Here is a 19,062-nt window from a genome sequence, read left to right on the forward strand (position 1 = left end):
GTTTTTACGCTAGCATACCACCATCAACTACCACTGTCGTGCCTGTGGTGTAGCTAGATGCGTCAGACACTAAGTACAATACCGTACCCGCCATTTCATCCGGGTCGGCAACACGGCCTAGTGGGATCACTTTTAACGCGTGCTTCAAAATTTGATCATTTGAAGTTAGTGCAGAGGCAAATTTGGTATCGGTTAAACCAGGTAGTAAGGCGTTAACACGGATATTTAAGCTTCCACATTCTTTCGCGAATGATTTCGTCATACTAATAACCGCCGCTTTCGTAATAGAGTAAATACCCTGCATATCGCCCGGTGTTACACCATTCACTGAAGCCGTGTTAAGAATGACGCCACCGCCCTGCTCTTTCATCATTTTGCCCGCTTCAATAGACATAAAGAAGTAGCCACGAATGTTCACGTCTACTGTTTTGTCGTAAGCGCCTAAATCTGTATCTAGGATATGACCAAAGTACGGGTTAGCTGCGGCATTGTTCACTAGTATATCTAACTTACCGAAGTCGCTCTTAATCGCCGCAAATGCAGCGGTAATTTGCTCCATATCGCCAACATGACAGGCAAGCGCTGTCGCTTTACCACCTGCATCACGAATTGAAGAGGCTACTGCTTCACAGCCATCAATTTTACGGCTAGACACAATAACGTGTGCGCCATATTGCGCCAACAGACGGGCGATTGATTCACCAATACCTCGGCTAGCACCTGTTACTAGAGCAACTTTGCCGGTTAAATCGAATAAATTTTTCATAATAGTTTTCCCTTTTTAAATCTGTCGCGCTTTTTATTAAACGCAAGAACTTTTATCAAACGCAAGGAATTGGGTGATTAGGCCAACATGCCGCCATCAAGTACAACCGATTGCCCTGTCATGAATGAAGACTCATCACTACACAACCATGCTATCGCATTCGCTATTTCTTCAGGTTTGCCTAAACGCTTCATGGGGTTTGCCCCCACCATGGCTTTTTGCCCACGTTCGTCTAATTTAGACAACACGCCCTGCACCATCGGTGTGTCAACAAAGCTGGGGCACACCGCATTAATACGAATATTCGCACGGGCATATTCCACCGCCGCCGATTTAGTTAGGCCAATAACACCGTGTTTAGATGCACTGTATGCACTGATCATAGGCGCGGAGCGTAAGCCCGCTACCGACGCAATATTAATAATATGACCGCCACCATTTACGGCCATATGTTTAAGCGCATTCTTCATGCAATACCACACGCCCGCTAGATTCACCTGAATGTTCTTCATGAACATAGCATCGTCTACTTCAGTAAGGGGCGCTGGGAAATGGTCTATACCCGCATTATTGATAATTACGTCTAGCTTAGCTTGCTCTGAAAACGCCGCTTCAAACATGGCATTCACTTCTGTAGGCTCGGTAACATCTACTTTTACCGCATAGGCATTACCGCCCTCTTCTTTGAGCTCATGTACTAAGGCTTCAGCAGCATCCATATTTAAATCAGCAACACCGACCAATGCTCCACGCTCACATAAGGTTTTGGCCGAGGCCGCGCCAATACCTGAACCGCCACCGGTGATAAGGATATGTTTCCCTTCTACGTTTGATGCCACCATTGTTATTGCTCCGCCTTAATTATTAACGCAATTTGCCGTTGTTGGTATGTCATTGTTATGCCCTTTAAGCCGTTATTAAAAATAACTGGCTTTCACATTTTCACAGGTTGGTTCTTGAGACGTAATGACTTCTATATCACGTTTCACTAGCGGTAATTCCCAATTTAGGAAGTATTCAGCGGCTGCCATTTTACCTTCGTAGAAATCGCCGTCTTGACCACCCGCCCCTTCAACCAGTGCTTGCTCTGCCACATTCGCTTGGCGTAACCAAATCCAACTGACTACACAGGCAGAGAAGATATTCAAAAAGCAACTTGCGTTGGTAAGCAGTACAGCTTGTTTATCTGAACGTAGATCACCCGCCGCTTGTTGAATAAGCCCGCCTAGTTGGTCAAGGTAAGGTTTAAGTTTCGCCGCTAGTGCTTGGGCTCGTGGTGTTGTAGCCGCTTTCATGTCGCCAGATACACGGGCCATTAATACTTGAAGCCCTTTGCCTTCGCTTTGCCACAATTTACGGCCTATTAAATCCAAGGCTTGAATACCGTTTGTTCCTTCGTGAATAGGGTTCAAACGGTTATCCCGCCAACACTGTTCTACAGGGTATTCACGGGTATAACCTGCGCCACCAAGAATTTGAATGGCTAAGTCGTTAGCTTTGGGGCCAAATTCTGAAGGCCACGCTTTAAATACAGGGGTGAGTAGCTCAAGTAACTGGGAAATTTCGGTGCGTTTTGCGGTGTCTTCTTCCGTCTCTAACGCATCAATTAAGGTGCTGCCATATAAACACAGTGCCATGCCACCTTCACAATAAGATTTTTGCGCTAACAACATGCGACGCACATCACCATGGTTAATAATTGGTGTTGCTTCATCTTCTGGTGCTAGCTTTGGTGCGGCACGCCCTTGGGTGCGATCTTTGGCATACTCAAGTGAATAGCGATAGCCGCGATAACCAATCATGGCTGCACCGTAACCCACACCAATACGCGCCTCGTTCATCATCATGAACATATAACGCAAGCCTTGGTGCGGCTCACCCACGAGATAACCATGACAGTCACCGTTCTCACCAAAGGTAAGTGCGGTAGAGGTCGTCCCGCGATAACCCATCTTATGTATAAGCCCAGCTAGGGTTACGTCGTTACGAGGGCCAGGGTTTCCGTTTTCATCTAAACGGTATTTAGGAACAACAAATAACGAAATACCTTTTACACCCGCTGGGCCGCCAGGAATTTTCGCTAATACCAAGTGAACAATGTTGTCTGATAATTCGTGTTCGCCAGCAGAGATATAAAGCTTACTGCCCTTCACCCGATATGTACCATCTTCATGAAGGGTCGCCGATGTACGAATATCTGCTAACCCAGATCCGGCATGAGGCTCAGTTAATGCCATAGTGCCGGTAAAGTCACCTGTTAGCATTTTAGGTAAAAAGGCTTGCTTGGTTTCTTCGTTAGCAAAATGCTTAACCACATTTGCAGCAGCAGCAGTAAGAAAAGGATACGCTGTGGTGGAAGGGTTTGCCGCTAAGAAGTAACCTGCACACGCATTCATGATGGTAACGGGTAATTGCATTCCGCCATCGTCATAATCGAAGTGACCTGCAATAAAGCCCGACTCACGATAGGTATCAAAGGCTTTTTTAACCTCATCTATCATGGTGACTTTTTTGCCATCAAAAGTAGGCTCATTTTTATCGGCGATAGCGTTGTGAGGTAGAAACAGCTCTTCAGCCATTTTTTCTGCCATATCAATAACGGCATTAAACGTTTCTACATTATGTTCCTCAAAACGGGCCTTTTCACACAGTGATTGTGTGTTTAAAACTTCGTAAAGTTGGAATTGCATTTCCCGGCGGGGAATAAGTTGGTCAGCCATAATAAAGTCCATGAGCAAATTGTTAATGCATTGTGTCATATTCGTTATCATGCCATTATTGTCATTTATGACACAATCATGGCCATTTACGCCAACAATCACTGTTAGTTATCGTATTTAATAAACCGTATTATTTTTATGAATAAACCACCTTTCGTCGTGACCGTATTAGGGTTTGATCAAGCACTGGCTTCTGCCATTACCGGCGCACTCGATGTTTTCGCGTTTGCAGGCATCAGTTGGCAGCGCATTCATAACCAACCCACCACGCCTAAATTCAAAGTTCAGCTGGCGAGTTTTCACGGTAAACCTTTTCACTGTACTAACCAGTTACTGCTAACCCCTAACATTGCTATTGAAGATGTCATTGAAACCCATATCTTGCTGATCCCCACGATTGGCGGCGATATTGATACCGTTTTACAAGAAAACGCGAATCAACTTGTACATATTAAACGGCTGCAAAAACAAGGGGCGGATATTGCGGGTAATTGCACAGGGACTTTCTTGTTAGCAGAATCAGGATTACTTGATAACAAAGTTGCCACTACCCATTGGGGCTATGCCGATAAGTTTCGCTCTAATTATCCCAATGTTAATTTGCAGTCTGAAAAGATGGTAACTGAACAAGATGCTATTTTTTGTGCAGGTGGCGGCATGGCGTGGATAGATTTGGCTATTTTGCTTATAGAACGTTATTGCGGTCATCAAGTGGCAAGCGATACTGCCAAGTCACACGTACTCGATTTTTCCAGGCCGAATCAAACCGTGTATGCAAGCAGTCGCCAGCATAAATTTCACCAAGATAAAGATGTGTTAGCAGTACAAAATTACTTAGAAAATCACTTTACGAAACGTCTCACCCTGAAACATGTTGCCCACGAACACAATATGACTGAACGCACATTAATAAGGCGTTTCAAGCAAGCCTGCGCAATAACGCCTATTCAATATCTTCAAGGTTTACGATTAGAACAAGCGCGAAAAATTTTAGAAACGTCTTTGTCTCCGCTTGAATCAATTGTAAATAGTGTGGGCTACGAAGACCTTAGTTCTTTCACTCGGCTTTTCAAAAAGAATACCGGTTTATCGCCTTCACAATACCGCGCCAAGTTCATAAGAAAATAAATATTTACAACAATGATAAGTTTTTATTACCTAGTTTGTGTAAAATGCTACGCCGCGTACAGACCGCTTTTTCTGTACCGAAAAACACTACAAAAGTATAATTCAAAACTCTTGGTGGACACATGAGAACACATAAACTAGCCTCTTTGGCGCTTGCAGTTAGTGCAGCGTTCAGTACTTCAATCCTTGCTCAAGAAGCAGAAACAATACAAAAAAAAGAAACTGCTCTTGAACAAATTACCGTAACAGCGCAAAAACGTACCCAGTCAATTCAGGAAGTACCTATTTCTGTAGCGACCCTAAGTGGTGAAAAATTTGAAAGCTTGTTTTCAGGTGGTGAAGACATTCTTGCATTGGCCGTTCGAGTGCCTGGGCTTTACGCTGAATCGTCAAACGGTCGCGTAGCGCCACGTTTCTATATTCGTGGCCTAGGTAACACTGACTTCGATTTAGCCGCCTCACAGCCTGTTTCTATTATCATGGATGAAGTGGTAATGGAAAATGTGGTACTGAAAAGCTTCCCACTTTTTGATGTGCAACAAGTTGAAGTATTACGTGGCCCACAAGGCACCTTGTTTGGCCGCAACACTACAGCAGGTATCATTAAGTTCGATACCGTAAAACCTACACAAGATTTAGAAGGTTACGCTAAAGCCGGTTTTGGTTCTTACGGTACTATGAACTTTGAAGGCGCAGTAGGCGGCGGTTTAACTGACGAGCTATCTGCACGCTTGTCTGTACTTTCACAAGAGCGTGATGATTACATCGACAATGCTGCAACAGGCCAAAAAGATGCGCTTGGTGGCTTTGACGAGAAAGCATACCGCTTACAGCTTCTTTGGGAACCGTCTGACGACTTCTCTGCATTGTTAAATGTACACGGCCGTGAATTAGAAGGCACAGCCTCTATCTTCCGTGGCAACGTTTTCAATAAAGGCGAAAATGGCCTAAATGCCAGTTATGATCGTGACACCGTAAGCTATGACAGTGACCTATTAGGCACAGGTGCTGATAACAACCCTCAAGAATATGACGGTTTTGGTACTTCATTAAAACTTGAATACGACATGGATGACGTAACCTTCACGTCTATTTCTGCAATAGAAACGGCTGACGGTTACAGCTTAGGTGACGTAGACGGTGATAGCATTGCGAGCCAAAACTTCGTTACCCAAGATAAGTTAAACGACCTAGAGCAATACACTCAAGAATTCCGCCTTTCAAGCAACACAACAGATGCTATGAACTGGCAGGTAGGTGCGTTCTATTATGACGCGTCTTTCAATGTAACCAGTGTTGATGGCTTCTTCGGTGCAACAACCGTATTCCATGACAACAAAACATGGGCATTGTTTGGACAGACTTCTTACCAAGTTAACGAGAAGCTAAACATTACTGGCGGCCTTCGCTACACTCACGATGACAAATCGCTTATTGTTGGTGAACAAAACGTTGATGGCTTCGCGGTACTTATCGGTTTTGCTGGCGTACAAGAATATGATGATATTCACGTAGACGACGGTCAAATGAGCTATGAGCTTAGCGCCAACTATCGTGTTACTGACGATATGTCAGTATTTGCTCGATATGCTAACGGCTTTCGCGCGCAAACCATTCAAGGCCGCGATGTAGCCTTTGAAGGATCTCCTTCTGTAGCTGAAGCAGAAACCATTAACTCATTTGAAGTAGGCGTTAAGTCTGACTTGCTAGATGATACTTTGCGCTTAAATGCTGCTGCTTTCTACTATACAGTAGACGACATGCAGTTCTCCGCCATTGGTGGTGGTAACAACTTTACGGCACTGGTAAATGCCGACAAAGGGGAAGCCTACGGGTTTGAAGTTGATGCCCAATGGCTAGCGACAGACGAACTTACTTTCACTGCTGGTTATAGTTATAACCACACAGAAATTAAAGACGATACATTAACTGTTGCACCTTGTGGTACAAGTGCTGATGCAGACTTCACAGGTTACTGCACAGTATTAGATCCTCGCGCCGATGGCTTCTCAGCATCAATTGATGGTAACCCATTCCCTCAAGCGCCAGAATCAATCTTTAACTTTACCGCACGTTACACAGTACCAATGGGTGACGACGGCGAATTCTTTATCTTCACTGATTGGGCTTTCCAAGGCGAAACTAACCTCTTCCTTTACGAAGCGGTTGAATTTACGACTGATGACAACTTTGAAGGCGGTTTACGTATTGGTTACGAAAACTTCGAACATAACTACACAGTAGCCTTGTTTGGTCGTAACATTACCGATGAAGATAACGTTAAAGGTGCAATCGACTTCGCAAACCTTACCGGTATTGTGAACGAGCCACGTATTCTTGGTGTTGAAGTGAAGTATTCTTACTACTAAGCACTATTTTGATTTAGGTTAAAAGTGCAGATCTGATCTGCACTTTTATTCTTGGCCTTATCAAGCACTGCATTTAAGAGTGATAAACACAAAAAAGCGAAGGTGTCGTTTTAACGACCCTTCGCTTTTTTATTCTCTATTTTGAGCCTATGCCTTTGGGCTTTTACCTTTTAGCTTTAGCTTTTATTTCTGCAGTTTGCCCTTGCCCGTTAGCACGTTTGGTCGTTGCTAGTGACTCAGTGACACTTGCCTTAATGCATTCATGCCATAGCTCTACACTGCAGCTACACAAGTGATTAGGCCGCAAATTGCTCCGTCTGCGCCCATTCCCTGTCCTTCTGACGCTTTCCCTGCTGCAGCATTCCTTGGGATGCATTTTCACGCAGGTCCTTTTCTTCCAAGAGAATACGCTGCAACTTGCGGCAAACATTCACCATCCGAGACATCTTGGTAAAATAAACCTGCTCTATTAATTCGCCTTTTTCATTAAACATGAAACTGGCTAACTTGCAGTTTTTGTAGGGCAGATAAAAGTGGTGGACAGTAAATCGACGAGACACAGGCGCGCCCATGACTTTTTGATACATACAAAAAGGCAACGAGTCAGCCCGTTTGTCACCACCAAATAAATGCGTTAAGCGCTGGAACTGATTTTGCCCTGGCGAAGATAATATTCCGAACTTTTCAATAAGTTGATCAACTGCTTTAACACCTGTAGTCATCGCGTTCACCTATTCACTGTTTATTCATACAGTATATAGCTAATCGTACAAAATGCAAACAAAAACACCGCATTGGCAAACCAATGCGGTGTTTTTATAATCCGATTAACGAACTAGGCGGGAGTTTTTCTGTTCATTAACCCGTGTTAGTGCTGCTCTATCGATGCCGAACCAACAGACTCAGTATGCTTTCTACCTTTAAATACATTTTTAATGTCATTTAATATGAGGTACAAGGCAGGTACTAGTAGTAAGGTAATAATCGTGGCAAACAAAATACCGAAGGCCAATGAAATTGCCATAGGAATAACAATTTGGGCCTGTAGGCTTCGCTCAAATACAATTGGCATTAGCCCCATAAAGGTGGTTAACGACGTTAATATAATTGCGCGGAAACGCTGGGTACCTGCGCTAATTGCTGCGCGCATTAATGAATGGCCTTCTTGGCGTGCTCGGTTAACAAAGTCCACCATAATCAAGCTGTCGTTAACCACTACACCGGATAACGCAATAATGCCACAAATCGACAGTACACTTACCGCCATACCTAATACTAAGTGCCCAATAATAGCGCCTACCACACCAAATGGTATGACTGACATGATGATAAACGGTTGGCTGTAAGATTTAAGGGGTATAGCCAATAGCGCGTAAATCGCAAATAAGGCAAATAATAAGCCCTGCGCCAAACTCATCATTGCATCAGCTTGTTCTTTTGCATTTCCTTGTAACTGGAAATCCACTTTAGGATAGCGTGCTAACAAATCAGGCATAACAGATTCGATAACCTCACCTGTAATTTCAGACGGATCCATCAACGCCTTGTCAACTACGGCGGTGACAGTAACAGAGCGGCTGCCATCTACACGAATGATAGAATCGAAGCCTTCGCCCACGGTAAAGCTAGCCACTTGCTGGAAAGGTATCTCTTGGCCGTTAGGCGCACGAATACGCATATTTTCTAAGTGTTCAATAGAACTACGTTCTGCTCTTGGGTAACGCACCATGACTTTTATTTCTTCATCGTCACGTTGAATACGCTGAACTTCTGCGCCGTAAAAGCCAAAACGCACTTGCTGCCCTAGTTGTTGTAGCGTAATACCTAATGCGTCGGCTTGAGGTTTCAATGCTAATTGAATCTCTTCACTACCACCTGAGAACGTATCATTAATATCGGTTACGCCGTCGTAGCCTGACAAGATACTTTTTAATTCATCACTTACGGCTCTTAAAGACGCAATATCACCAGAGCTAAATTCGAAGCTGAGATCAGCACCACCACCAGGGCCACCCGGAGCGCCAATACTGAATGTCTTAACACCTGGAATTTCAGACATTTCATCGCGCCACAGCTGATGAATTTCATAATCGGCCATGGTACGAGTTTCACCTTTGGTCAGTTCGGCAAATACCTCCCCACCCAAGTCACCGTTATCAAATGCCATGGAGTGTTTAATTACGCCTTCACCGGTATCGCCACGTACTTTTTCATCCATACGCATCATGCCTTCACGTAACGCAGTAAGCACTTCGTCTCGCTGTTTTAGCGAAGAGCCTGGCTCTAGTTCGAAACTTGCAAACATGAAGTCGCTAGGAATACTGGGGAAGAAAACAAATCGAACAATGCCGCCGCCAAATAAGCCAATAGTCAGAATTAGCATGGCTAAAAAGACCGATACCGTGGTGTAACGATTGCGTATTGTCTTTTCTAAAAATGGTGCGTAAACATTGTGAATAAAGCGCTTAATACCTTCACTAAAAAAGTCTCTAAACTTTTGCAGTTTGTTGGCCTTAGCTGGGTCGTAAGGTTTTAGTTTCATATGCACTAAATGTGCAGGGAGAATAAGCTTCGATTCAATAAGTGAAAACACTAAGCAAATGATCACCACAAGCCCGATGGTTTTCCAAATGACGCCAAAGGGCCCAGATACCATTAACATAGGTGAGAATGCCGCTATGGTAGTAAGTACACCAAAGGTGGCAGGCATAGCCACTTTCTTAACGCCTGCAATCACATTTTCGGTACTGTGCCCTTTTTGATCAATTTCGGAATAGGCCGACTCCCCCATAATAATGGCATCGTCCACCACTATTCCAAGCACAAGAATAAAGGCAAATAAACTCAGCATATTGATAGACACACCAAGCATATCAATAGGCATAACTAACAACGTACCTAGAAAACAAACCGGCAGGCCAACGATAACCCAAAACGCGAGCTTTATTCTCAAGAACAACGACAGTACTAAGAACACCAACAGGCCACCAAAGAACATATTTTCAAGCATCATGTTCAATCTATCCGCTAGATAAAACGAACTATCTCCCCATGTGTCAGCGGAAATATGGGCTGGAAAATCCTTCTTTTTCTCATCGATGTAGCCGTTGACTTGTTCGGATATTTCTAATGCATTTTGATCACCCACCGCTTGCACGCGAAGGCTAACCGCTGGTTTTCCATCGAATAATGCATATTGGTTGTTTTCAATAAAGCCATCATTAATGTAAGCAACATCGCCTAACGTAACTCGGGTACCGTCGGCATTGGTGACTAACACTATTTGAGAGAAATCCCAGCCAGTGTAAGCCTGCCCTTTCGTTCTAAGCAGAATGTCGCCATTTTCTGTGCGAATAGACCCACCAGGTAAATCAATACTCGACTGACTTAAACGACTGACCGCATCTGCAAAGGTCAGGTTGTATTTTTGTAGGTCTACCTCAGACAATTCAACCGATATTTCGTAGTCTCTAGCCCCAACAACTTGCACGCTTGAAATACCTGGAAGATTGGCGACATCATCACGAATATCTTTAGCAAACTCTTTTAGTTCACGTTCGCTAGCATCGCCAAACACAGATATCCAAATAACGTCTTGCTGAATTTTTTGACGATAGATAACCGGCTTTTCTGTATCGGCTGGAAAAAGAGGGATAGCATCAACTTGCACCTTCACTTCATCGAGTAAAGATTGAATGTCGTAATCTTCTTCAACTTGAATACTGACCGTACCCATCCCCTCTACCGCGGTAGAGGTAACTTGTTTAATCCCTTCTAGATTTTTAATCGACTCTTCTATTTTTAGGATCACGCCCTCTTCTACTTCTTGAGGCGCAGCACCTAAATACGGCACGCGAACGTTGATGATATCTATTTCAAAACTAGGGAAAACTTGTTTTTGTATACTAAAAGCACCAAATAGCCCGCCAACTATTAGCAGCCACATCAACAAGTTTGCCGCAACATTGTTGCGCGCAAACCAAGCAATTAACCCTTTTTGCGTATCAATTTGACTCATTAGTTACCCCCAGAAGAAGCAGGGCTGCTTTCAGTAGCATCTTCTTTAACGCCTACTGATTGAGTGTCTTCCTCTTTATCGTTCTCTGCTTCTGGTGGCATAGCAAGCTCATCACCTGGCAGTCTTACTTTCATGCCATTGTAGGGATTCGGAACCGCACTGGTTACTACCAGCGCGCCACTGTTTAAGCCGCCACCAATGAAAGCTTGTTCTGCTGTGGTACGTACTACGTCTACCGGTACAATTTCAATCTCGCGGTTATCGTTAACGGTTAGCACTGTGTTATCAAGGCGCAATATCGAGCGCGGCAGCACGGTTAAGTTTTGCTTTTGATGAGACACAATTTCGGCCTGAACGAATTGGCCGAAGCGAAGTGGCGCATTGTCACCACCATTAAATTGATAAGGGTCTTTAACTTCAACCACAGCATAAAGTACGCGGCTGCCTGAATCCAAAATACCTTCAGAACGAACTAACTTACCAGTCCAAGTTCTATTTTTACCGCCTACCGTCGCGTTTAATGTGACATCAGATTGATGGTTAGATTGGTTACCAATATTTACAAACATCAAGTCTTTATCGGTTATAGGTAAACGTACCTCGGCGGTGTCAGTTGAGTAAACGGTGCTTACTGTGGCGCCTGCTGAAATAAATTGACCTAAATCGATGTTTCGCTCAACCACTATGCCATTGTATGGGGCTCTAATTTTGGTACGCTCAAGGTTACGCTTGGCACGCTCTAGTTTTGCTTCTGAGGCTTTAACATTCGCTTGCTCTTTGGCTAATTGAGGCTTACGCAAGCCAAGTTCAGGCGGCACAACACTGCTTACTGAACGCCATTCTTGTTCTGCTACTTTCCCTCTTGCGAGTTCTTCTTCAAGCGCAGCATGTGCTTGAGCTAGTTCAGCTTCGGCAAGCTTCACTTCAGTGCGGTAGTCATCTTGTTCAAGCGTAATTAGCACATCCCCTTTTTTGAACATGCCCCCAACAATGAATTTATCGGACAAACTAACTACTCGCCCACTGACTTGTGCGCTAAGCGATGTTTTATTACGAGGTACTACGTTGCCCTGAGAATCGACCACGAAGCTGACAGGTTCGTAACTCATTGATTTGGCATCAACAAGGAAAGCTTGCGTTTCAACGGGAATTTGCTCTGGCGGCTTACGTGAGGAAATCATAATTGCCGCAATTACAAACGCGACCAGTATGATGATAAGAGGAATACCGCTTTTTATCCAGATGGAGTTTTTCATTATTTTCCCTATAAAACGTAGTACTAAAGTTTAACCGATGAAGCGAGGCTCACCTACCTGTATAAGTGAAATTTGTCTGGCGAACAAAGGGTTAAAGCTATACGTGATTTATTATTTTTTTATTGGTTCTAGTGTAATGTGTTTCGACGTGAAGCGCTTGTCTTCGTTTGTTAAAAATTGTGAATTATTTAACTCATTATTGCGCTACTCACCGTAATATAAAAAAATCCGCACAGAATTTAAATGTAAGATTGCTAAATGAGTAATAATCGTTGATTATTTAAACACCTGCACACTCGCAGGAAAAGTTGCACTTATCGATGCAACAACGAATTTGTTACGCTAAAAGGGATGACCTGTCATGAGCCTAAAAAAGCAATACCTGAAATCTAAACCCGTTTGTAAAGTAACATTCCGCCTTTCAGCTGAAGAAGCAAAAAATGCCGATGAGGCTAGCTTAGTGGGTGACTTTACCGAATGGGACAAGCAACCTCTGTCGATGAAAAAACTAAAGAGCGGCGATTTTACGCTGACTATCAATCTAGAAACCGACCATGAGTACCAATTTCGCTATTTACTCGATGGTGATTTGTGGGAAAACGATTGGGCCGCAGATGCATATCTACCCTCTACCATAGGAAGCGAAGATAATTCTGTGGTTCGTGTTTAACACTCCCCTCGCCTGCGGTTTCTAACGGTGACTGCGAGCATTAAAAAAGGCTGCTTTCAAAAGCAGCCTTTTTTGATTTTTATAAACGCGTTGTATTTACAGTGTGTTTTCTAGTTCAGGCAACACATCAAATAAATCGCCAACAAGACCATAATCCGCTACCTGAAAAATAGGCGCTTCTTCGTCTTTGTTAATAGCAACAATGACTTTAGAGTCTTTCATACCGGCAAGGTGCTGAATGGCACCAGAAATACCTACAGCAATATACAGCTGCGGTGCAACAATTTTACCGGTTTGGCCTACCTGCATGTCATTTGGTACAAAGCCCGCATCAACTGCGGCACGTGATGCACCAATAGCAGCACCAAGTTTGTCAGCAATACCTTCAAGCAACTTGAAGTTTTCGCCGTTTTGCATTCCACGACCACCAGAGATAACCACTTCAGCAGCGGTTAGTTCAGGACGCTCAGACTCAGTAAGCTCTTCAGAGACGAAGCTAGATTTTTCGCTTTCTTTAACCACATCTAGTGTCGTTACTTCAGCACTTCCACCTGTTGTAGCCGCATCAAATGAAGCTGCCCGTACGGTGATCACCTTTTTGCTATCAGAAGATTGCACAGTCGCAATAGCGTTACCAGCATAAATAGGTCTAATAAAGGTATCTTCGCTTTCAACACCAATGATGTCAGAAATTTGAGCAACATCTAAAAGTGCAGCAACACGAGGCATGAAGTTCTTACCTGTAGTGGTAGCGGCCGCTAATAAATGGCTGTAATCATCAGCAAGTGATAAAACAAGATCAGCAACGTTTTCAGCAAGCTGGTATTTGTATACTGCATTGTCGATAAGCAATACTTTGCTTACACCGTCAATTTGCGCAGCACTGTCAGCAACAGCCTGACAACCTTCACCCGCTACAAGCACATGAATGTCGCCGCCCATTTTCGCTGCAGCATGAACCATTTTAGCAGTTTCTGACTTCAAGCTAGCATTGTCGTGCTCGGCATATACAAGAACTGTCATGAGATCACCTTTGCTTCATTCTTAAGTTTTTCAACCAACTCAGCAACATCCGCAACTTTCACTCCACCTTCACGTTGAGGCGGCGGCGTTACTTTGAGTACTTTTACGTTAGATTCAAGTGCCACACCGAAGTCGGCAGCTGCTTTAACATCTAGCGGCTTGCGTTTCGCTTTCATAATGTTTGGCAGCGAAGCATAGCGAGGTTCGTTCAAACGTAAATCGGTAGTCACAACAGCAGGTAACGTTAAGGCAACGGTTTGTAAACCGCCATCAACTTCACGGGTAACGTTAACGCTTGTTCCGTCTACCGCTACTTCTGATGCAAAGGTGCCTTGAGGCATACCGGTTAATGCAGCAAGCATTTGCCCAGTCTGGTTATTGTCTGAATCAATACTTTGTTTACCTAACACCACCAACTGAGGCTGTTCTTCTTCAACAACTTTAGCAAGCAGCTTAGCCACTTGAAGAGAATCTAGGTTTTGGTCTGTATCAATTTGAATACCGCGGTCGGCGCCTAGTGCTAACGCAGTACGAATTTGTTCTTGGCAGCTTTTATCGCCAATAGAAACCACTACGATTTCTGTCGCTATCCCTTTCTCTTTTAGTCTTACTGCTTCTTCAACAGCAATTTCGCAAAAAGGGTTAATGGCCATTTTAGCGTTAGTAAGATCGACGCCAGAGTTATCGGCCTTCACTCTTACTTTAACGTTATAATCGATCGCGCGTTTGACCGGGACGAGTATTTTCATATTTACCTCAATTGTTGAGTTCGTCGGTGTATGTTGCTATTCCATGCTAATAAGCGGTTAAGGAAACAGCGTTACTTCACCACGCATTCTGAAACTTAAACAATGTGCTTTACGCTAACTTTGCGTTGCGGCGAAGACATTTTCAAAAGGCTAGACCCAAAATATCATTAACACCACGTTTACTTGCACAGTATTTGTGCTGCTAGTTAACGTTAACGTAAACTCCCTGCAATGTACTTACTGTTGACGTAAACGTCAACCTAGATTACCTTTCAGGACGACAATTAATTTACATGTTTTTGACACATCGCATTATTTGTTTCATCAATAGTGCACTATAAAAAATCGAACATAAGGAGCCACCCGTGGAACGAGAATCGATGGAGTTTGACGTAGTCATCGTCGGTGCCGGCCCAGCTGGACTATCAACCGCCTGCAAGCTTATGCAGCTTGCCAATGAAAACAACCAAGAACTCATGGTCTGTGTTGTCGAAAAAGGCTCTGAAGTGGGTGCACATATTCTCTCAGGTGCGGTATTTGAGCCTAGAGCAATGAACGAACTTTTTCCAGATTGGAAGGAAAAAGGCGCACCTTTGAACACCCCAGTGACCGAAGATCATATTTATTTATTGAATAGTGAATCATCATCAAAACGCCTACCAAACGCGATTACCCCTAAAACCATGCATAACGATGGTAACTACATTGTGTCGATGGGCAACGTCTGTCGTTGGTTAGCTGAACAAGCGGAACAACTGGGTGTGGAAGTTTTCCCTGGCTTCGCAGCTTCAGAGGTCATTTATAATGACGACGGCAGTGTGGGTGGTGTATTAACGGGTGACATGGGTGTTGGCGCAGATGGCCAACCCAAAGATGGCTATATGCCGGGCATGGAACTTCGAGCGAAATACACCGTATTTGCAGAAGGTTGCCGTGGGCATTTAGGTAAAGATCTTATCGAGCACTTCTCACTTGATAAAGACGCGTCGCCACAACATTACGCGATAGGCTTCAAAGAAATTTGGGATATCGACCCTGCTAAACATCAGCCTGGTCTAGTCGTACATAGTGCTGGTTGGCCGCTAAATGACGAAACTGGTGGTAGTTATCTCTACCATGCAGAAGATAATCAGGTGTTTGTAGGCCTTATTGTCGATTTGAATTACAGCAACCCGTATTTGAGCCCGTTTGACGAATTCCAACAGTTAAAACACCACTCTGTCTTTAAGCAATATTTGGAAGGCGGTAAGCGTGTATCTTACGGCGCCCGTGCAATTGCAAAAGGTGGCTTTAATTCTTTACCTAAAATGACGTTCCCGGGTGGCATATTAGTAGGCTGTGAAGCAGGTACACTCAATTTTGCCAAAATTAAAGGCAATCATACGGCTATGAAATCAGGCATGTTGGCCGCTGAAGCTATTATTGATGCCCTTTCTAAAAACGCAGAAGCCCCTGAAAGTGAATTAAGCAGCTATACCGAAAAATTTAAAAATTCGTGGGTATATGATGAATTATTCCGTTCACGTAATTTCGGGCCTGCTATTCATAAGCTAGGTAATTTCTGGGGTGGTGCATTTAATACGCTAGAACAGAACTTATTTAATGGTAATTTGTTTTTCACCATGAAAGACGACCATAAAGATTATGCGCAACTTGATTTAGCCTCTGATGCTAAAGAAATTAGCTACCCTAAACCGGATGGTGTTTTAAGTTTTGATAAGCTTTCTTCTGTATTTTTATCGAATACAAACCATGAAGAAGAGCAACCTTGTCATTTACAATTAATAGATGCCTCTATTCCTTTAGAAGTTAACTTCCCTAAATATGCAGAGCCTGCACAACGTTACTGCCCTGCTGGCGTTTATGAAATAATTGAAGAAGAAGGGTCTAAGCGTTTTCAAATTAATGCACAAAATTGTGTGCATTGTAAAACGTGTGATATTAAAGATCCTTCACAAAATATTCGTTGGGTTGTACCTGAAGGTGCCGGTGGACCAAATTACCCAAACATGTAATTTAAGCTATTTATCTTAAAAAATTAAAAAGCGGACTTTCTCCGCTTTTTTTTTGTGCTAAATTTAATTATCATTCGCCGGATAAATACACTACGAAACGCTAAGGTTATTAAATGAACGAATTTTTAGATATTTTAACCCATGGAAGACGTTTACAAGGTGCTGTAAAGGAATTAAGCATTCAAGAGCTAGAAACCGTGCAAGAAAAACTTGCAAACATTATTGATAAAAGAAAAGAAAAAGCGCTTGAAGAAGAAAAAGTTGGTAAAGAAAAACGTGCCAAGCTTGAAGAAATTAAAAAACAAATGGAAGAAGCGGGTTTAAAATTCGAAGACTTACAATCGTTAAATGAAGACACCCCTAAAAAGGTAGGTAAAAAGCGCCCCGTTAAATATATATTGACGGATAGCGAAGGTGTTACTCATCCTTGGACAGGCATTGGCCGTATGCCTCGCGTATACAAAGCAGCACTTGAAAACGGAAAGTCGCTGGAAGACTATTCAGTAAACGCATAGTGATAGTGCTATAAAGATGGGGTAGCGGTGAATAAACTTGCTGCTGACCCTACCTCTTGTCATTTTTAAATTTCCCCCCACTATTAGTCTTAATTGCTATTTTAATAGGGTATAAAATGTCTTTGCATTTCAAATTATCCGAAGCCCAAAAAGACTCACCATGGTTAGTATTAGTTCATGGTTTGTTTGGTAGTGCTGACAATCTAGCAGGCGTTAAGCGTCACTTTGAAAGCACTTATAATATTATCAGTATTGATTTACCTGATCACGGACAATCCCCTTGGACTAACGGGTTTACGTTGGAAGCTGCGGTAGCCGGAATTATAGAAATACTTGATAATAACCAGATTGATAAAGCTGCCTTACTAGGCCATTCTTTAGGCGGTAAAGTGGTAATGCAATTTGCGTTATTAAACCCTGACCGTGTTCGCCATTTAATTGTGGCAGATATTGCTCCCGTTAAATATTCACATAGTCACCAAGCAGTATTTGATGGCATTAAAAACGTTCCTCTACACACTATAAGTGATAGAAAAGAAGCCCAAGCCGCCCTCTCTGAATTCGTTAAAGAACCTGGCGTACAGCAGTTCTTGCTTAAAAGCTTGTACCAAACTGATAGCGACGAGTGGCAATGGCGCTTTAATGTAGATGGGTTAATTGCCAGTTATTCACGAATACTTGATTGGCCTCAAAGTAATTTGACCTTCGAAGGGATAACCTTGTTCATTAAGGGGGCCGAGTCAGATTACATTAATAATTCTTATAGGAAGGAAATTACAAAATATTTCCCTCGTGCCAAAGCCCATATTATAGAGAGTACAGGACATTGGCTACATGCTGAGAAACCGAGTGTTTTCAATGCAATTGTGGCTCGCACCTTAGAAAAGTCAGCAAGTTAGCACCATCACAGATGCGAATGACTATTATTACTTTTTTTTGACCCTTTTTGACTCTGCTAGGCGTATATACTGTGATATAGTTGCGCCAGATTTTTTTCAATAAAGACACTATGCTTGCAGAAAACTTTGAGCTAATTGAATCCATCATGCTGTACGGCGGTTTATTTATACTATTTGTATTGATGAGCTTCGCGGTACACGATGTCCTATCAAAAAATAATGTGCCGTTAATTGGGCGTGTTGTGACTTATGGGGTATTAGGCTTAGGGGCCATTGGTTTCCTAGCAAAAGGAATCATTGAATGGTTCTGGCTAAGCACAGGTGTATAGTAACTAGTAACGAATAATAGAGGTTTGATATGGCAAGCGTTGGCCTGTTTTTCGGAAGTGACACCGGTAATACCGAACATGTTGCGAAAATGATCCAGAAGGAACTGGGTAAACAGCTAATTGATGTAAAAGACATTGCCAAGAGCAGCAAAGAAGATATAGCAGAGTTCGATTTGCTAATTTTCGGGATCCCTACTTGGTACTATGGTGAAGCACAGTGTGACTGGGATGATTTCTTCCCAGAATTAGAAGACATTGATTTTACCGACAAGCTCGTGGCTATTTTTGGCTGTGGTGATCAAGAAGACTATGCTGAATACTTCCTTGACGCTATGGGTATGGTTCGCGATATCGTTGAAGGCCGTGGCGCCATTCTAGTAGGTCAGTGGCCTACCGAGAGTTACGATTTCGAAGCATCCAAAGGTATGGCAGACGACAACCACTTTGTGGGCTTAGGTATTGATGAAGACCGTCAACCCGAGCTTACCGAGTCGCGTGTAAAATCTTGGTGTAAGCAAATTCACGACGAATTGTGCTTATCTGAGCTAGCCTAGTTCATCAGCTTCATGCTTATGAATAATAAAAACGCCGCTTTTATCAGCGGC

16 protein-coding genes are annotated in these 19,062 nt (G+C 43.2%); 8 read left to right on the plus strand and 8 right to left on the minus strand.

Annotated elements, in window-relative coordinates:
• Positions 1 to 4 precede the first annotated feature (4 nt).
• The 3 genes from FLAVO9R_RS08965 to FLAVO9R_RS08975 form a co-directional block, all read right to left on the minus strand.
• Positions 5 to 766: an SDR family oxidoreductase gene (locus tag FLAVO9R_RS08965; RefSeq protein ID WP_159530608.1), complete on the minus strand. Its 762-nt coding sequence runs from the start codon at positions 764 to 766 to the stop codon at positions 5 to 7.
• A gap of 77 nt (positions 767 to 843) precedes the next feature.
• A complete protein-coding gene (locus FLAVO9R_RS08970) occupies positions 844 to 1,608 on the minus strand; it encodes an SDR family NAD(P)-dependent oxidoreductase (protein WP_159530610.1) in 765 nt (254 codons plus the stop codon).
• A gap of 75 nt (positions 1,609 to 1,683) precedes the next feature.
• Positions 1,684 to 3,486: an acyl-CoA dehydrogenase gene (locus FLAVO9R_RS08975; RefSeq protein ID WP_159530612.1), complete on the minus strand. Its 1,803-nt coding sequence runs from the start codon at positions 3,484 to 3,486 to the stop codon at positions 1,684 to 1,686.
• Positions 3,487 to 3,624: 138 nt separating this feature from the next.
• Here FLAVO9R_RS08975 and FLAVO9R_RS08980 point away from each other — a divergent pair, with 138 nt between their 5' ends.
• Both FLAVO9R_RS08980 and FLAVO9R_RS08985 read left to right on the plus strand, forming a co-directional pair.
• Entirely contained in the window at positions 3,625 to 4,614 is a 990-nt protein-coding gene (locus tag FLAVO9R_RS08980) for a GlxA family transcriptional regulator (protein ID WP_159530614.1), read from the plus strand.
• A 122-nt stretch (positions 4,615 to 4,736) separates the two neighbouring features.
• Positions 4,737 to 6,983, plus strand: a complete 2,247-nt coding sequence (locus tag FLAVO9R_RS08985; protein ID WP_159530616.1) for a TonB-dependent receptor — start codon at positions 4,737 to 4,739, stop codon at positions 6,981 to 6,983.
• Between the two features lie 296 nt (positions 6,984 to 7,279).
• Here FLAVO9R_RS08985 and FLAVO9R_RS08990 read toward each other — a convergent pair whose 3' ends face one another.
• The 3 genes from FLAVO9R_RS08990 to FLAVO9R_RS09000 all read right to left on the minus strand — a co-directional run bounded on the left by FLAVO9R_RS08990 (position 7,280) and on the right by FLAVO9R_RS09000 (position 12,257).
• A complete protein-coding gene (locus FLAVO9R_RS08990) occupies positions 7,280 to 7,705 on the minus strand; it encodes a hypothetical protein (protein WP_159530618.1) in 426 nt (141 codons plus the stop codon).
• A gap of 146 nt (positions 7,706 to 7,851) precedes the next feature.
• A complete protein-coding gene (locus FLAVO9R_RS08995) occupies positions 7,852 to 11,001 on the minus strand; it encodes an efflux RND transporter permease subunit (protein WP_159530619.1) in 3,150 nt (1,049 codons plus the stop codon).
• Positions 11,001 to 12,257 carry an efflux RND transporter periplasmic adaptor subunit gene (locus FLAVO9R_RS09000; protein WP_159530621.1) on the minus strand — a complete coding sequence of 419 codons (1,257 nt, stop codon included), beginning with the start codon at positions 12,255 to 12,257 and terminating at the stop codon, positions 11,001 to 11,003. Before FLAVO9R_RS09000 ends, FLAVO9R_RS08995 begins: the two co-directional genes overlap by 1 nt.
• Before the next feature lie 361 nt (positions 12,258 to 12,618).
• Between FLAVO9R_RS09000 and FLAVO9R_RS09005 the strand changes: the two genes are divergently transcribed.
• Positions 12,619 to 12,927 (plus strand): isoamylase early set domain-containing protein, encoded by a 309-nt coding sequence (locus FLAVO9R_RS09005; RefSeq protein ID WP_159530623.1) that lies wholly within the window; start codon positions 12,619 to 12,621, stop codon positions 12,925 to 12,927.
• 96 nt (positions 12,928 to 13,023) lie between these two features.
• Here FLAVO9R_RS09005 and FLAVO9R_RS09010 read toward each other — a convergent pair whose 3' ends face one another.
• Positions 13,024 to 13,950, minus strand: a complete 927-nt coding sequence (locus tag FLAVO9R_RS09010; RefSeq protein ID WP_013784288.1) for an electron transfer flavoprotein subunit alpha/FixB family protein — start codon at positions 13,948 to 13,950, stop codon at positions 13,024 to 13,026.
• Positions 13,947 to 14,699 (minus strand): electron transfer flavoprotein subunit beta/FixA family protein, encoded by a 753-nt coding sequence (locus FLAVO9R_RS09015; RefSeq protein WP_159530625.1) that lies wholly within the window; start codon positions 14,697 to 14,699, stop codon positions 13,947 to 13,949. Before FLAVO9R_RS09015 ends, FLAVO9R_RS09010 begins: the two co-directional genes overlap by 4 nt.
• Before the next feature lie 365 nt (positions 14,700 to 15,064).
• On the opposite strand from FLAVO9R_RS09015, the gene FLAVO9R_RS09020 reads away from it, so the two are divergent.
• The 5 genes from FLAVO9R_RS09020 (at position 15,065) to fldA (ending at position 19,011) form a co-directional block, all read left to right on the plus strand.
• Entirely contained in the window at positions 15,065 to 16,714 is a 1,650-nt protein-coding gene (locus FLAVO9R_RS09020; protein WP_159530627.1) for an electron transfer flavoprotein-ubiquinone oxidoreductase, read from the plus strand.
• 113 nt (positions 16,715 to 16,827) lie between these two features.
• Positions 16,828 to 17,229, plus strand: coding sequence for an H-NS histone family protein (locus FLAVO9R_RS09025; protein WP_159530629.1), 402 nt, complete (start codon positions 16,828 to 16,830; stop codon positions 17,227 to 17,229).
• A 116-nt stretch (positions 17,230 to 17,345) separates the two neighbouring features.
• Positions 17,346 to 18,128 (plus strand): alpha/beta fold hydrolase, encoded by a 783-nt coding sequence (locus tag FLAVO9R_RS09030; protein ID WP_159530631.1) that lies wholly within the window; start codon positions 17,346 to 17,348, stop codon positions 18,126 to 18,128.
• Between the two features lie 110 nt (positions 18,129 to 18,238).
• Complete coding sequence (locus FLAVO9R_RS09035) at positions 18,239 to 18,457, plus strand: DUF2788 domain-containing protein (RefSeq protein WP_013784293.1); 219 nt, start codon at positions 18,239 to 18,241, stop codon at positions 18,455 to 18,457.
• A 29-nt stretch (positions 18,458 to 18,486) separates the two neighbouring features.
• Entirely contained in the window at positions 18,487 to 19,011 is a 525-nt protein-coding gene (fldA, locus tag FLAVO9R_RS09040; protein ID WP_013784294.1) for a flavodoxin FldA, read from the plus strand.
• Positions 19,012 to 19,062: the final 51 nt, after the last annotated feature.

The organism is Alteromonas sp. 38 (assembly GCF_902506055.1).
Lineage (GTDB): Bacteria > Pseudomonadota > Gammaproteobacteria > Enterobacterales > Alteromonadaceae > Alteromonas > Alteromonas lipotrueae.